Below are 16306 nucleotides of genomic sequence, written 5' to 3'. Positions count from 1 at the left end.
CTGTGGATCGAAAATTTGACAGTTTCGTGCTGTTCGCTGAAATGCGCACAGGCAGCAATTTTCTTGAGGCGAACCTGAACGCCCTGCCCGGCATTGCCTGCCACGGAGAGCTGTTTAACCCGCATTTCATCGGTAAACTGAACCGGGATGCGTTGTTTGGCATCACCCTTGCCGCGCGTGAGGCGGACCCAAAGACCATGCTAACCGCAATGCACGCCCAATCCACCGATCTGTCGGGTTTTCGCTATTTCCACGATCACGACCCCCGCGTTTTGCCACTCGTTTTGGCCGATCCCCGCTGCGCCAAGATCATTTTGACCCGCAATCCGGTCGAAAGCTATGTCAGCTGGAAAATCGCGCAGGCCACCGGGCAGTGGAAACTGACCCAAGCAAAGCGTCTAAAGACCGCCAAAGCGGTGTTCAATGCGGATGAATTCACCGCACATCTGGCGCAGTTGCAGGATTTTCAACTTGCCTTGATGCACGGATTGCAAACCAGCGGGCAAACAGCGTTCTATATCGACTATGAGGATATTAACGACACGGATGTGCTGAACGGTCTGGCGCGGTTTTTGCAAGTGCAGGGTGCTTTGGAGGCGCCGGATGACACGCTGAAAAAGCAAAACCCCGAAGATATTTCGGAAAAAGTTGAAAACTATGATGAAATGCTGGCCGCTTTGGCGCGGCTGGACCGTTTCAACCTTGCGCGCACTCCCAATTTTGAACCCCGCCGCGCGCCCGCAATTCCGTCTTTTATGGCTGCAGGGGCCGCGCTTTACATGCCGCTGCGCGGCGGTCCCGAAGGGGCCGTGACCGCGTGGTTGCAGGGCCTTGGCCCGATGATTGGTGATTTTGGGCAAAAATCGCTGCGCCAATGGCTGCGCAAACATCCCCAACACCGCAGTTTTACCGTGCTGCGCCACCCCGTTGCGCGCGCCCATACCGCGTTTTGCACCCATATCCTGACCGGGGCCCTGCCGCATATCCGCGAGGCGTTGATCAAAAGCTATAAGGTCGCGCTGCCAAAGCCGGGCATTACCCTCCCTATTGAGGAGCATCGCCAAATCTTTATCGAATTTTTGCGGTTCCTGAAACTCAACCTCGCGGGCCAGACTGGCCTGCGCATTGACCCGCATTTTGCCAGCCAAACCGCCGTTATCCAAGGATTTGCACAGTTCCAAGGCCCAGACCTTGTGCTGCGCGAGGACAGTCTTGCCATGGGCCTTGGCTTTTTGGCATCTGAAATTGGCGCGGATTGCCCGCCTCTAACCCTCCACCAAGATCCAACCTTGGACCTGCTCGCCCAAATCTACACGTCTGCGGTGGAGGCGGCTGCGCGCGACGCCTATAGCCGCGACTACATGGGGTATGGTTTCAAAGATTGGGTTTAGCGTTTAGGTCTAAAAATCCAGATCGGCATAATGCGACGGCGGCGGGAAACCCGGCACTTGGTCCATCAGCAAGGGCCGAAACGACGGGCGCGATTTGATTTTCGCGTACCAATCTTTGACATTCGCCGACCGGTTCCAATCCACGTCCGAGATATAATCCAAACAGCTTAAATGCGCGGCGGCCGTAAAATCTGCCAGCGTCATCACATCCCCCGCCAGCCAGCGCCGTTGGTCCAGCAACCATGCCATGTAATCAAGGTGGTATTTGATCCGCTGCGCCCCAAATTTCACGGCCTTACTGTCGGGATACCCCAGCTTCATCACCTTTTTATTCACCCGCTCGTACAGCAGATTCGAGGTGACTTCTTTGTGAAATTTATCATCAAACCAAGCACATAAGCGACGCACCTCAAATCGTCCATCGGCATCACGCGGCATCAAGGTGGGTGTCGGGATCGAATCTTCCAGATACTCGCAAATCGCTTGGCTTTCGGTCATCAACTTGCTGTCCATTTTCAGGATTGGCACTTTACCCGCCGGGTTGCGGCGCAAAAAATCGGCGGAAGGTTCCCAATACCGCTCCTCCACCAACTCCACCTCCAGCTTTTTCTCTGCCAAGGTCAGCCGCACCTTTCGGCAAAACGGCGACAAGGGGAAATGGTAAAGACGGTTCATCGCGGGGCAACCTTCAACAGGGCAATTGGGCTTCTTATCTGCCAATGGGCGGAAAATTCAATCCCACATCGGCTTTAACCTTCAAAACAAGCCGATCTTCCATCCCGGCGAATGGTTTCGGCCCCATCCAATATCGCCGCCGATCGTTTGCGCAAATTTGGTGATGGGTTTGCGGCATTGCGCCCCTTTGGATCGGGCAAAACCGCCGCCAACCGTGCCGCATGCACCGCCGTCAACGCGCTAGGTGCAACGCCAAAATAATGGGCGGCGGCGGCTTTGACTCCAAACACGCCTTCATCAAACTCCGCCACATTCAGATAAACTTCTAAAATCCGCCGTTTGGACCAAACCGTTTCCATCACGGGCGTGATCACCGCTTCGGCAGCTTTGCGAACGTAATTGCGCCCGTGCCACAAAAACACGTTTTTGACGACTTGCTGGCTTAACGTCGATGCGCCACGGTTGCTGCCTTCGTCAATGGCGGCGCGAATGGCCCCCATATCAAACCCCCAATGCAGGCAAAAATTGGCATCCTCGGCCGCCACAACCGACCGCGCCACCACCGGGGCAATATCGTCCCAATCCACCCAGTCTTGCTGCACACCCCCCAAACGCTGGCCTTCTTGCCACATATAGACCGTGGTTGGCGGATTTAGCACGGCAAACAGCAGCACAAATGCAAGCATCACACCGCCCAAGGCAAGGGCACCGCGAAACGCCCAACGCAGGGCCCAACGCCACGGCGTGCGGATCTTTTTGGGTTTGCTGCTACGTTTTGCCATGCCCCGTTAAGCCATGAAGCCCCGCTGCAATCAAGCGGTGATCGGGCAAGCGGTGATCGGGCAAAATGGCCCGGCGAAACATGCCGCCGGGCCAGCGTTGATCACTCTGCAGGGACCGCCTCACGCTCATCGCTCAAGGGATGCGGGATGTGAACCAGCATTTCCTTTGGGCAGGCTTGCAGGAAATTCACCCGCTCGTTCGCCCAATCATTCAGGATCGCTTGCGCCTTCTGGCTGCCGGTTTCCGCCGCATGGCGTTCAATTAACCCGCGCAATTGCGCCTCCCAATGCGGATGGGTGACCGCACAGGTGACAAGGCTTTCAAGGTTCATAAACTCTTCGGCCACACCTTCGGGATCATACAAATACGCCATCCCCCCGGTCATCCCCGCCCCGAAATTCGCGCCAATGGACCCCAGGATGACAGCCACACCCCCCGTCATATATTCGCACCCATTGGTGCCGCAGCCTTCAATCACCACGGACGCGCCCGAATTGCGCACTGCAAATCGTTCGCCCGCGCGGCCACAAGCCAGCAGCAAACCCGCTGTCGCACCATAAAGAACCGTGTTGCCGATGATGGTGTTTTGCGACGCATCCAGCGGGCTGGACATCGGCGGACGCACAACGATCATCCCGCCCGACAGGCCTTTGCCAACATAATCATTGGCATCGCCCGACACTTCCAGCTTGATCCCGCGCACCGCAAACGCACCCAGCGATTGCCCACAAGACCCTGACAGTTTCACTGTCAAATGGTCCTCTTGCAGCGTGTTGCGCATGCCAAAGCGTTTCACGATATGGCTGGATGCGCGCGTGCCGATGGTGCGATGCGTGTTGCGCACGGCATAAGACAACTGCATCTTTTCGCCTTCTTCAAAAAAGCGCGCGCCGTCTTTGACAATTTCGGCGTCCAGCGTGTCCGGCACCGCATTGCGCGGGCGCGACCGATCATAGGTGATGCGGTTCGCACCATCGACGGTGATCAACAGCGGGTTCAAATCCAGATCATCCAGATGCGCCGACCCACGCGAAACCTGGCTCAGCAAATCCGCCCGTCCGATGATTTCATCCATCGACCGCGCACCGATGCTGGCCAAAATCTCGCGCACCTCTTGGGCATAGAAGGTGATCAGGTTGACGACCTTATCCGCGTTGCCCGTGAACTTTTTGCGCAAATTCTCATTCTGGGTACAGACGCCCACCGGGCAAGTGTTACTTTGGCATTGGCGCACCATGATGCAGCCCATCGCGATCAGGGCGGCGGTGCCGATGCCATATTCCTCGGCCCCCAACATTGCGGCCATGACCACATCACGCCCCGTGCGCAAACCGCCGTCGGTGCGCAAGGTCACACGTTCGCGCAGGTTGTTCATAGAAAGGACCTGATGCGCTTCGGTCAGGCCCATTTCCCACGGCAGGCCTGCGTATTTGATCGACGTGGCAGGGCTGGCCCCGGTGCCGCCATTATGGCCCGAAATCAAGATCACATCGGCCTTGGCCTTGGCCACGCCCGCCGCAATCGTGCCCACACCCGAACTCGACACCAATTTCACGGTGACTTTGGCGCGGGGGTTGATCTGTTTCAGGTCATAAATCAGCTGCGCCAAATCCTCGATCGAATAAATGTCGTGATGCGGCGGCGGGGAAATCAACGTCACCCCCGGCGTGGAATGGCGCAAGCGCGCGATCAGCGCCGTTACTTTCATGCCAGGCAACTGCCCGCCTTCACCCGGCTTGGCGCCTTGGGCGACTTTAATCTCCAGCTCCTCGCACGCGTTCAGGTATTCGGCGGTGACGCCAAAGCGTCCCGATGCGACCTGCTTGATCTTGGCGGATGGGTTATCGCCATTCGCCTCGGGCAGGAAATGTGCCGGATCTTCGCCGCCCTCGCCGCTGTCAGATTTCGCGCCGATGCGGTTCATCGCAATGTTCAATGTCTTATGCGCCTCGGGCGACAGCGCCCCCAGCGACATGCCGGGCGTCACGAACCGTTTGCGGATGGAGGTGATGCTTTCCACCTCCTCAATCGGCACGGGTTTGCCAAGGGTTTTGATGTCCAGCAAATCGCGCAAATGGATGGGCGGATTGGCCCGCATCGCCGCCGAAAACTGTTTCCAAATGTCATAGCTGGCGCGGTCGCAGGCCGTTTGCAGCATGTGCATGGTTTGCGCTTCCCAAGCATGTTTTTCACCGGACCGCCGCGCTTTGTAGATGCCACCAATCGGCAGCACATCCGCGCCACCTTGCCAGCCGCGCGCGTGAACCTCCTCCAACTTGTGCTGGATGCCAGACACGCCAATCCCCGAAATGCGGCTTTGCATACCGGGGAAATATTCGGCCACCATCGCGCGCGACAGGCCGACCGCCTCAAAGTTCAGGCCGCCGCGATAGGACGACAGCACCGAAATCCCCATTTTCGACATGATTTTCAACAGGCCCGCGTCAATCGCCGCGCGGTACCGCCGCATCGCGTCGGTCAAACTACCATCAATCAGGCCACGATCAATGCGGTCCGCAATGCTGTCTTGCGCCAAATAGGCGTTCACGGTGGTCGCGCCACAGCCGATCAGCACCGCGAAATAATGCGGGTCGATACATTCCGCCGACCGCACATTGACCGAACAAAACGTCCGAAGGCCTTTGCGCGTCAACCACGAATGGACAGCACTGGTCGCCAAAATCATCGGCATCCCAATACGGTCCGGCCCTTGGTGTTCATCCGTCAAAACCAAATGGCCCGCGCCCGACCGCACGGCATCCTCGGCCTCGGCGCGAATACGCTCCAAACACTGGCGCAAACGGTCCGGGTGGGCATCAGGCGGGAATGCGCAATCAATCACCGACACGCTCGACCCGAAATGCTGCATCATCGCGTCAAATTCGGCGTTGGCAATAAAGGGGCTTTCCAGCAGCAAAATCTCGGTCTGGCTGCTGTCCTCATCCAACACGTTTTTCAAATTCCCAAACCGGGTCTTCAAGCTCATCACCCGGCTTTCGCGCAGGCTGTCGATGGGCGGGTTGGTGACTTGGCTAAAGTTTTGGCGGAAAAAATGCGACAGCGGACGGTAAATGCTGGACAGCACGGCGGCGGGCGTATCATCACCCATCGACGCAATCATTTCTTTGCCATCCTCGGCCATCGGGGCCAAAACCTGCTCCAACTCCTCCAGCGAATACCCAGCGGCGATCTGGCGCTTGCGCAGTTCGGTGCCCGTGAAACACGCATGTTCCGGCAGGTTGGCCAGAAAATCGTTCAACTCGACCACTTTTTCAATCCAGTCGCCGAACGGCTGTGCTGCGGCCAGTTTATCCTTCAGCGGGCCATCGCGGTACAGCTTGCCCTCAACCATATCGACCGCGATCATTTGCCCCGGCCCAAGCGCGCCTTTTTCGCGAATGGTGGTTTCATCCACCGGCACCATCCCCGCCTCGGACCCCGCGATCAGCAACCCGTCACCCGTCACGACATAGCGCATCGGACGCAAACCGTTGCGGTCAAGGCCCCCGCACACCCAGCGCCCATCGGTCATCGCAAGGGCTGCGGGACCGTCCCACGGCTCCATCACGGCATTGCAATAGGCGTACATATCCGCCCATGCTTTTGGCATATCGGTCGTGGTTTTGCTCCACGCTTCGGGCACCAGCATTGTCTTGGTAAAGGGCGCATTGCGGCCCGACCGCACCATCACCTCAAACACCGCATCAAGCGCGCCACTGTCGGATGCGCCTGCCGGGATGATTGGTTTGATGTCCTCGGCCATTTCGCCAAAGTTGTTAGATGCCATGCGAATTTCATGGCTGCGCATCCAATTCACGTTGCCTTTCAAGGTGTTAATCTCACCGTTATGGGCCAACATGCGGAACGGCTGGGCCAACCACCACTGCGGGAATGTGTTGGTGGAATAGCGTTGGTGGTAAATCGCAAAGGCGGATTCGAACCGCGGGTCCATCAAATCGGGGTAAAACACCGCAACCTGTTCGGCCAGCATCATGCCTTTGTAAATGATCGACCGGCAGGACAGGCTGCACAGGTACAAGCCCGCGATTTGCGCCGCGTTCGCCGCTTTTTCAATCCGGCGGCGGATGATGTACAGATCGCGCTCAAACTGGTCGTGGTCAATATCCTTGTCACAGCGGATCAGGATCTGCTCAATTTCTGGCCGGGTCGCATTGGCTTTTTCACCCAGTACGGCCGTTTCCACCGGGCAATGCCGCCAGCCGTAAATGTAATGCCCCATCCGCAAAACTTCGGTTTCAACGATGGTCCGGCAGCGTTCCTGCGCCCCAAAATCGGTGCGCGGCAAGAACACTTGGCCCACCGCGATCAGCTTGTTGATATCGGGTTCATGCCCGGTGCGGCGCACTTGGTCATAGAAAAACTTGACCGGGATTTGCACATGGATCCCCGCACCATCACCGGTTTTGCCGTCCGCATCCACCGCGCCCCGGTGCCAAACGGCCTTTAGCGCGGCAATACCGTTTTCCACCACTTTGCGGCTGGGTTTGCCCGAAATCGCAACCACAAGGCCTACGCCGCAGGATGCGTGTTCATCCTCGGCCTTGTACAGGCTGTGCTGGTCCATATAGGCGCGCTTTGCTTCCTCGGCGGCAACCCAAGCGGCGTCATAAACAGGGGTATTTGTCATGGGGTCAACTCCGTCGATAAGGGTGCAAGAAGGGGTCACAAGGGGGTCAGTCATCGTCGCCTGCCTCCATTACGTCCAGCATTTGGGCGTAAACTTCGTTCGGCGTCATCGTCCACGGAAAGGCGTGGCCTTGGTCATAGGCACTGCGCCATGTGTGATAATTGTCCTCAAACGTGGCTTCATCGACGTAAAACGCATCGGCGTCCAGAAATTCAGACGTCATCACCACGCCTTGCCAAAACGGAGCCATTTCTATCAGCGCACTACCCTCGCCCTGCCCGCGTATCATCAGGCTCAGCACAGGTTCGGCCGCCACACCACCAATATCATCGGCGGAATCGACACGGCCCAGCCAGATCACCACAGGCTCGAACCCGTCTTGCTCGCAAGTGTAAAACTCACCTATTTCCAGTTCAAAATCCACCCGCAGCCCCTTTGGAATAGTTGCTTAGGATTGCGTCACATTCGAACACGGGCTGCATGGCGGCGAACCCCGGCTCACCCGGAAACATAAATTCCACGGGGCTGCCGTCCATCGGCACATACCCCTCGCCGCCGTCCCATTCGGTCGGGCCCGCAAAAAACAACCGCCATTCCGGGTGGATGTATTCCGTACCCCGCGCGCGCCGCAACGGCGTGCCAGCCGTATCGGTTTCGCCATATTCAAATTCAGTTTGCGACAGGGTCACGCCATCAATCACCACCGATTGCCCGGTCAAACGGTCAAACCCGCGCACCCGGCTGTTTTCGCCGTTATCCCGGCTTAGGTTAAAGGCAAACGTGTCGATGCCACCCAACAGATCGGTGAATGATGCTTGATCCTCGGGGGCCGCGTCCAGCGTTTGGCGCACCGTCGGGTTCAATTCGATGCTTTCCACCCACTGCCCCTCACGGTCAACCCGGCTTAGGAAAAACATCCCCTCTTGGTCGAAATCGGCGCGCCACTGGTCACCCGGCGTATCCTGCGTGCAGGTGTAATAGGTTGATACGCGGCATGCCCGCGATTGCACCGTTAAAAACGCCGTGCAACCTTGTGGCGGCACAAACGACCCCGCCTGTGCGGCCTGCGGGGCGGCAACACCCCCCAAAGCAAAGCCCAAAACGGCAGCACAAAACGGCAGAGCTTTCATCACGTCAAACCCACCGCGCAGCATCACTCGGCTGCCACAGACGCGGTCTGCGCGATATAGGCCAGCATCGCATCCGCCGCCTCACGCCCATCCCGGATTGCCCAAACAACCAAACTGGCCCCGCGCACGATGTCGCCCACGGCATAAACCCCCGGCATATTGGTCGCATGGGTTTTGTAATCGGCCTTGATGGTGCCCCAACGGGTCACACCCAATTCGGGCTGGTCCCACAGGCCCGGCAAATCCTCTGGCTCAAATCCCAATGCGGTGATCACCAAATCTGCAGGCTCAATGTAATCCGCGCCCTCAATTACCTCCGGCATTTGGCGCCCCGATACATCGGGCGCACCCAAGCGCATCTTTTGCACCATCACACCGTCAATGGTATCGCCGCCGGTGAACCCTTTGGGCGCAGAAAGCCACACAAATTCAACGCCTTCTTCCTCGGCATTTTGGGTTTCACGCTGGCTGCCGGGCATGTTGGCGCGGTCGCGGCGGTACAGGCATTTGACCGATACAGCCCCTTCGCGAATGGCCGTGCGCACGCAGTCCATCGCGGTATCCCCGCCGCCAATCACGACAACCCGCTTGCCAACCGCGCTTAAGGTGCCGTTGTCATAATCGGGCACATCATCGCCAAAGCTTTTGCGATTGCTCGCGGTCAAAAACGCCAGCGCGGGCACCACTTCCTTGGCGCCCCCGCCCGGCACTTGAATGTCGCGCGCTTTGTACACGCCCGTCGCGATTAACACCGCATCATGCTGGCCCCGGATCGCATCAAACGTCAAATCCTTGCCCACGGTGCAGTTCAACACAAACTGCACGCCTGCGTTTTCCAACTGCTCCACCCGCTGCATAACAACCGGTTTTTCCAGCTTAAAACCGGGGATGCCATAGGTCATCAACCCGCCCGCCCGGTCATAGCTGTCATAGACAGTGACCTGCACGCCCGCACGCCGCAGCACATCGGCGGCAGACAAACCACCCGGCCCCGCGCCAATAATCCCCACGCTTTCGGTGCGTTCACGGCCCGGCTTGATCGGCTTTACCCAGCCATTTTCCCAGGCCAAATCGGTCAGATATTTTTCAACCGACCCGATGGTGACAGTGCCGTGCCCTGAATTTTCAATAACGCAATTGCCCTCACACAGCCGGTCTTGCGGGCAAATACGGCCGCAAATTTCTGGGAATGTGTTGGTGGCTTGCGACAACTCATACGCTTCTTGCAAACGCCCCTCGGCGGTCAGGCGCAGCCAGTCGGGGATGTTGTTGTGCAACGGGCAATGGCTTTGGCAATAGGGCACGCCGCATTGGCTGCACCGCGCCGCCTGCTCGGCCGCTTTATCCGCTGCATAATCGCGGTAAATTTCGTGGAAATCTTGGGCGCGCAGGTTTGGCGGCCGCTTTTCGGGCATCTCCCGCGCGACAGTGACGAAGCGAAGCATGCGTTCCGTGGCCATAAAGCTCTCCCCCGCGGGTTGTGATTGTAGGGAAGTGATACTTTACGCCGCATCAATATAAAAGTCAGCAATGCTTACCTAAATGATGGTATTTTTACAGAACGATCGCCGCCGCAATAATTTCTTGGCGATAATAGGTCAGCACTCGTAACCTAACCCCTCAATACCCCAGCGACAGCGCCATCAATGCCAAGCTGCCCACAATGATTCGCCACCAACCAAACACCGCATACCCATGGCGGCTGACGTATCCCAGCAGCCAGCGCACCACCACAACCGCCGCAAAAAACGCCGCGATGAACCCGATGATAATCTCATTCACCGCGCCCGCATCCAGCACATCGCGGTTTTTATACAGATCATAGGCAAACGCCCCGCCCATCGTCGGCATCGACAAAAAGAACGAAAATTCTGCGGCTGTGCGTTTGTTCGCCCCCAGCATCAACGCACCCACAATCGTCGCCCCCGACCGCGACACACCCGGAATCATCGCCAAACATTGGATAAACCCAATTTTCAACGCCACCCCCAGCGGCAGCTTCATCGCATCATCATACCGCGGCGCAGGGGCAAGCCGGTCCACGAACACCAACACAATTCCGCCCAAAATCAGCATAATCGCAATCAAACGCGGGCTTTCAAACAGCACCGTCTTGATGAAATCATGTGCCAACACGCCAATGAAAACCGCAGGCAAAAACGCAATCAGCACCGACAATATCGTGCGCCGCGCGACAGGGTCATGCGGGGCCGCCGCAAAAACGCCCCACAGCTTTGCCGCATAAACCGACAGCACCGCCAAAACCGCGCCCAGCTGGATCACCACCTCAAACGTCTTGCCGCTGCTTTCAAACCCAATGAAATGCCCCGCCAGCAATATATGCCCGGTAGAGGAGACAGGGATAAATTCCGTTAGCCCCTCCAGCACCCCCAAAAACAGCGCGGCCAGCGTGGTATCAGCCATAATCTGCCCCCTTCACGGATCAGGGTTTGCGCAGGTTTTTGGCACTGTCTTTGATCGCCGCATATTGCCCAGACGCGCGATACCGCCACAAATATTCGGGCAACATCGCATCCATCGTCACCGGGGCAATCCCCAAATCCGCAAAGGTCCGCGCGCCATCTGCCACCACATTGTCCACGCGCAAGCTTTTCACTTGGTCGCGGGTCAGCATCTTATTTTCAATCAACCCGCCCGTCACAAAGGACAACAGATCAAACCCCGACGCCATCAACGTCGCCGCAAAATAAGGGATGTTCAGCACCAAACGGCGGCGCTGAATGACCAACAGCATCTTTTGCATCAAATCGCGGAAACTCGCCGCCTCTGGCCCGCCCAATTCATAAACCCCGGGTGCCGCAGCCCCCGTGGCCCCCAAAACCGCCGCTGCCGCCACATCATCCACATACACCGGCTGAAACCGTGTTGCTGCGCCAACCACTGGCAAAACGGGCCCCATCCGGCTCATCGCGGCAAAGCGGTTGAAAAACCCATCCTCGGTGCCAAAAACCACCGAAGGGCGCAAGATGACGGCCTGCGGAAATGCTGCCAAAACCGCCGCTTCCCCCGCCGCCTTGCTGCGCGAATACTGGCTGTTCGATGTCGCATCCGCCCCGATAGCGGAGATTTGGACCAAATGCGCCACGCCTTCCGCCGCCGCAAGGCGCGCAATCCGCCCCGCCCCTTCGGTCTGCACTGCATCAAAATTATTCTTGCCGCGCGCATCAAACGTGCCAACGCAGTTGATCACCGCATCCGCCCCCTGCAACGCGCGCTGCACGGACGCTTCATCGCGGATGTTGCACAAAATCGGCTCCACCTGCCCGACGACACCGTAAGTTTTCACAAACAGCGCTTCATTCGGGCGGCGCACGGCCACCCGCACCCGCCATCCGGCCTGTGCCATCCGCCGCGCGATATACCGCCCGACAAACCCCGAACCGCCATAGATTGTGACCAGTTTGCTCATCCGTCGTGCCCCCGTCTGCAATGCTTTTTGCTTGGGGTTCTGCTTATCCCCCCCCGTGCTTTCAAACAAGCAGCAAAAGGCCGCATGATTCTGTTTGATGCCCGTTGACACTGCATCACCGCCGCTTTACATCGCCCCTCACGACACCTGCCCAGGTGGCGGAATTGGTAGACGCGCACGGTTCAGGTCCGTGTGCCGCAAGGTGTGAAGGTTCGAGTCCTTTCCTGGGCACCAGTCGCCGGAAAAGCTGCGTTGCAGTTGGTCCCTTCCTAAACTGTCCCGCTTTTTTGAACTACCAACGAAAAAGCGGGACAGGTTTTCGGTCCCTGCCCCCTGGCTACTCCGCCCGCGATATTTCTCACACCATTTGCCACACCGTGCCATAATCACAAAAATTGTACAGGTTTACATCACCTTAACCGCGGTCGGCTATCACTGGTCTTGGGTGTAATAAATGGGTGATGTGATGGACCGGCAACCAAATGCCAGGCCAGTCATCATTAAGCGAAAGAAGATTATCAAAGGCGGCGGGCACCACGGTGGGGCGTGGAAAGTTGCATATGCTGACTTTGTGACGGCCATGATGGCCTTCTTTATGCTTATGTGGCTGTTGAATGCGACGACGGAAAAACAACGAAAAGGGCTCGCGGATTATTTTAGTCCGACGATTCCGGTGAACCGAATATCGGGTGGTGGGGATGGTGCGTTTTCGGGCGACAGCGTCACCGCATCTGGCGACCAACCCCAAAGCGGGGCGGGTGCTGCCACGATGTATTCCCCCGAACAGGGCCAAAGTGAGGATGCAAGCACCGAAGCTAGCCAAATGAAAGCGCAGGCAGAGGATTTGCAAGAGGCCCTGACAGCGCGCGGCGGCGAAAGCATGACAATGGAACAAGCCTTGCGTCACGTTGTCACCAAAGTGACCAACGAAGGTTTGGTGATCGAACTTTTCGATCTAGAGGAAATGCCCCTTTTTGATGGCAACACCGCCACGCCTATGCCCGTAGCCAAGGAAATTGCCGCCTTGTTGGTTGACGTTTTGTCGATGACCACCAACAAACTTGCGATCAACGGCCATGTCAGGGCGTTTCCGATCACTTTGGTGGAAAACCCGGCCTGGGCCATGTCGGCGTCACGGGCGCAGACCATGCGCGCCTTGCTGCAAGACGCCGGAATTGATTCGGCGCGGGTTGCCAGAATTGGCGGGTTTGCAGATCGAAAACCGGTCACCTCTAACCCCATGGCCATCCGCAACAACCGGCTGGAGGTGGTCTTGCTGCGACGAAACCGTTGAAAAAATTAGGTTTTGGGCGTCGATCGCTTCAAACTTTAGGTATTAGGCGGATCTTAAGGCACGCGCGTCATTTTGGGTTTTGACCAAGGGTCGAAGCAGCAGAAAGGCGCTATCACATGACGATTTCCTCCTCGCTCAACGCCGGGGTGGCGGGGCTTAACGCCAACGCCACCCGCCTGGCAACCATTTCAGACAACATCGCGAATTCGGGTACGTTTGGCTACAAACGGGCGCATGCCGATTTTCAAAGCATGGTCATCACGCAGGCCCAAGGGTCTGGCACCTATTCAGCGGGCGGTGTGCGCGCCTCCAGCAGCCGGGTGATTGATGAACGCGGCGCATTGGTTGGCACGTCCAACGCGCTTGATATTGCGGTATCGGGCCGGGGCATGCTGCCCGTGGCAACCATCGCAAGCCTGACCAACAACGCCGAAAACAGCTCCATGATGATGACCACAACCGGGTCGTTCCGCCCAGATTCAAACGGCGTCTTGCGTACAGAGGCGGGGCTGGTTCTGCTTGGCTGGCCTGCGGATGCAAACGGCACCATCCCAGTTTTGCCGCGCGATACCATGTCGGGGCTGAAACCTGTCACCATCAACGCCAACCAGCAGGCGGGCGACCCCACAACCGCGATGAAACTGGGGGTGAACCTGCCCGCGACCAACACTGTGGCAGATGCGACGGGCGGCACGCTGCCTTTGTCTGTCGAATATTTCGGCAACCTCGGCACGTCCGAAACCCTCGATATTTCGTTCACCCCAACGGTCCCCGCCACAGGTGCGTCAAACCAATGGACCATGATCATCCGCGATTCCGCGCAATCGGGGGCGATTATTGGGGAATATACGCTCGCCTTTGACGACACGCGCGGGTCGGGCGGCACGCTTGCCTCTGTAACAGCCGTGTCGGGCGGGGCCTATTCCGCCACTGATGGCACCCTTGCGTTGACGGTCGCTGGCGGCCCCTTGACCATGACCATTGGGCGGTTGGGTGATCCAAACGCATTGACGCAATTGTCAGACAGCTTTGCGCCAACAGCCATCACGAAAAACGGCTCCCCCGTCGGGAACCTAACAGCGGTAGAGGTGGATCAAAACGGTTACATCAACGCAACCTATGACACCGGTTTTACGCGCCGCCTGTATCAAATCCCGATGGTCGATGTGCCAAACCTGAACGGATTGACCGCGCTGAACAACCAAACCTTCCAAACCTCTCCCGATTCCGGTTCGTTCTTTCTGTGGAATGCGGGTAATGGTCCCACAGGCGCCGTTGTCGGCTATGCCCGTGAAGGGTCCACCACCGATGTGGCGGCGGAATTGACCGCGCTGATCCAAACACAACGGGCGTATTCCTCCAACGCAAAAGTCATCCAAACCGTGGATGAAATGCTGCAGGAAACCACCAATATCAAACGTTAAGGGAGCAACGGGATGAGCATTTCTGGATCCATGTCGAGCGCACTATCGGGACTGTCCGTCGCCGCAAGGTCTGCGGAAGTCATCTCCTCCAACATCGCAAACGCGCTGACCGAAGGTTACGGTCGGCGCGACCTTCAAATTTCGGCGCGCCAGGTCGGCGGAGCGGGCCAAGGCGTTCAGGTGAATGGCATCACCCGCGAAATCAATCAGGTTTTGCTGGGTGACCGCCGCATCGCAGATGCCAATGCCGCCAATATGGACCGACGCGCCAATTTCTTGCAACGCTTGGAAACCGCGATCGGCACGCCAGACAATAACGCCTCGCTGACCGGGCGGATCGCGGCGTTTGACTCCGCCCTAATCGCCGCCGCTGCACAGCCCGAAAGCGCCGCGCGCCACGCCGATGTTTTCAACATGGCACGCGCCGTCACCGACACATTCCGCACCATTTCGGGCGAAATCCAAACGTCCCGCAGCACAGCAGACGCGCGCATCGCGACCGAGGTGGGGGAGGTGAACCGCGCCTTGACCGCAATCGCGGACCTGAACCGCAACATTACCACGCAGTCCAGCACAGGCCGCGACACCTCTGGCTTGCTGGACCAACGCCAGCAATTGGTGGACCGTATCGCCTCCATCGTGCCGCTGCGCGAAGTGACTCGCGAAAATGGTCATATCGCCCTGTTTACAACGGGCGGTGCTGTTCTATTGGATGGCAAAACGGCAAAACTGGAATTTACGCCTGTCGGTTTAATCACGCCAGATATGACCCAAGCATCCGGCGCGCTATCGGGCTTAAGCATCAATGGGCGGCCCTTGAACACCGGGGCGAATGGGCAGATCGCAGGCGGATCTTTGGCGGCCGAATTTGCTATCCGCGACACGCTGGCCCCCGCCGCGCAGGCCAATCTGGATGCCATCGCCCGCGACCTTGTCACCCGGTTCCAAGATCCCGCACTGGACCCGACACTGCTCAGCGGCGCCGCCGGGCTTTTCACCGATGCGACGGGCCCCTTCACGCCAACGGATGAAGTTGGTTTGGCAAGCAGGCTTGGCATCAATGCCGCCGTTGACCCCGATCGGGGCGGTCAATTGTGGCGTTTGCGCGATGGGATTGGTGCTGCGGCCCCCGGCCCGGCTGGCCAATCCACGTTGTTTTCGACCATGCAAAACACACTTAAGGGCACCTCTATAAATTGCCCCACCGCCCACACTGCGGTATGGTGGGACAGTGAACTGGCGGTGGGGATGCGGCGATGGCGCAGATGGGTTTTTTCGATCTTTCGGACCGTTACGCGAGTCTGGATGCCAAGAAGGACCCGCTGGTCGAGATTGACACCGTCGTGCCGTGGGAGGAGTTCCGTCCCACCCTTGAGCGAGCCTGGCGCAAGCCGGATGCGGATCGCAAGTCCCGCGCGGGACGCAAGCCGATGGACGCGGTTTTGATGTTCAAGACGCTGGTTCTGAGCGCGCTCTACAACCTTTCCGACGACCAGATCGAATATCAGGTCCGCGACCGGTTGTCTTTCAT

Annotated in this window: 12 protein-coding genes, 1 tRNA gene and 1 pseudogene; 6 read left to right on the top strand and 8 right to left on the bottom strand. The window is 58.1% G+C overall.

Going from position 1 to position 16306, the window contains the following annotated elements; all coding sequences use genetic code 11:
* Nucleotides 1-2: 2 nt before the first annotated feature.
* On the top strand, nucleotides 3-1391 hold the full coding sequence (locus BMY36_RS07495; protein WP_139193970.1) for a nodulation protein NodH: 1389 nt from the start codon (nucleotides 3-5) through the stop codon (nucleotides 1389-1391).
* A gap of 9 nt (nucleotides 1392-1400) precedes the next feature.
* Here the strand turns inward: BMY36_RS07495 and fzlA are convergent, their stop codons facing one another.
* The 8 genes from fzlA to BMY36_RS07455 all read right to left on the bottom strand — a co-directional run bounded on the left by fzlA (nucleotide 1401) and on the right by BMY36_RS07455 (nucleotide 12057).
* Nucleotides 1401-2066, bottom strand: coding sequence for an FtsZ-binding protein FzlA (gene fzlA, locus BMY36_RS07490; RefSeq protein ID WP_050519594.1), 666 nt, complete (start codon nucleotides 2064-2066; stop codon nucleotides 1401-1403).
* Nucleotides 2067-2140: 74 nt separating this feature from the next.
* On the bottom strand, nucleotides 2141-2848 hold the full coding sequence (mtgA, locus tag BMY36_RS07485; protein ID WP_050519593.1) for a monofunctional biosynthetic peptidoglycan transglycosylase: 708 nt from the start codon (nucleotides 2846-2848) through the stop codon (nucleotides 2141-2143).
* Between the two features lie 101 nt (nucleotides 2849-2949).
* Complete coding sequence (gene gltB / locus BMY36_RS07480; RefSeq protein ID WP_050519654.1) at nucleotides 2950-7497, bottom strand: glutamate synthase large subunit; 4548 nt, start codon at nucleotides 7495-7497, stop codon at nucleotides 2950-2952.
* Nucleotides 7498-7543: 46 nt separating this feature from the next.
* The gene (locus BMY36_RS07475; protein WP_050519592.1) at nucleotides 7544-7921 is read right to left on the bottom strand and encodes a hypothetical protein; all 378 of its coding nucleotides are present in this window, start codon (nucleotides 7919-7921) and stop codon (nucleotides 7544-7546) included.
* A complete protein-coding gene (locus BMY36_RS07470) occupies nucleotides 7911-8651 on the bottom strand; it encodes a hypothetical protein (RefSeq protein ID WP_231579710.1) in 741 nt (246 codons plus the stop codon). The genes BMY36_RS07475 and BMY36_RS07470 overlap by 11 nt, the downstream gene beginning before the upstream one ends.
* Complete coding sequence (locus BMY36_RS07465; RefSeq protein WP_050519591.1) at nucleotides 8651-10087, bottom strand: NAD(P)-dependent oxidoreductase; 1437 nt, start codon at nucleotides 10085-10087, stop codon at nucleotides 8651-8653. Before BMY36_RS07465 ends, BMY36_RS07470 begins: the two co-directional genes overlap by 1 nt.
* Before the next feature lie 160 nt (nucleotides 10088-10247).
* Nucleotides 10248-11054, bottom strand: a complete 807-nt coding sequence (locus BMY36_RS07460) for an undecaprenyl-diphosphate phosphatase (protein ID WP_139193969.1) — start codon at nucleotides 11052-11054, stop codon at nucleotides 10248-10250.
* 16 nt (nucleotides 11055-11070) lie between these two features.
* Nucleotides 11071-12057, bottom strand: coding sequence for a complex I NDUFA9 subunit family protein (locus BMY36_RS07455; protein WP_050519589.1), 987 nt, complete (start codon nucleotides 12055-12057; stop codon nucleotides 11071-11073).
* A 149-nt stretch (nucleotides 12058-12206) separates the two neighbouring features.
* Between BMY36_RS07455 and BMY36_RS07450 the strand changes: the two genes are divergently transcribed.
* The 5 genes and pseudogenes from BMY36_RS07450 to BMY36_RS19185 all read left to right on the top strand — a co-directional run.
* Nucleotides 12207-12291: transfer RNA gene (locus BMY36_RS07450), tRNA-Leu, on the top strand.
* A gap of 232 nt (nucleotides 12292-12523) precedes the next feature.
* Complete coding sequence (locus tag BMY36_RS07445) at nucleotides 12524-13351, top strand: flagellar motor protein MotB (RefSeq protein ID WP_050519652.1); 828 nt, start codon at nucleotides 12524-12526, stop codon at nucleotides 13349-13351.
* A 116-nt stretch (nucleotides 13352-13467) separates the two neighbouring features.
* On the top strand, nucleotides 13468-14775 hold the full coding sequence (locus BMY36_RS07440; RefSeq protein WP_050519588.1) for a flagellar hook protein FlgE: 1308 nt from the start codon (nucleotides 13468-13470) through the stop codon (nucleotides 14773-14775).
* 12 nt (nucleotides 14776-14787) lie between these two features.
* Nucleotides 14788-15714: pseudogene (gene flgK, locus BMY36_RS20425) on the top strand (flagellar hook-associated protein FlgK); the annotation flags it as partial.
* A gap of 317 nt (nucleotides 15715-16031) precedes the next feature.
* Nucleotides 16032-16306, top strand: a 275-nt coding sequence (locus BMY36_RS19185; RefSeq protein ID WP_139193968.1) for a transposase, incomplete at its 3' end; no start/stop codon positions are given.

This window comes from Pseudorhodobacter antarcticus (genome assembly GCF_900110135.1).
Lineage (GTDB): Bacteria > Pseudomonadota > Alphaproteobacteria > Rhodobacterales > Rhodobacteraceae > Pseudorhodobacter > Pseudorhodobacter antarcticus.
The sequence above is the reverse complement of the archived record's forward strand: the minus strand, read 5'-3'. Positions and strand labels throughout refer to the sequence as shown.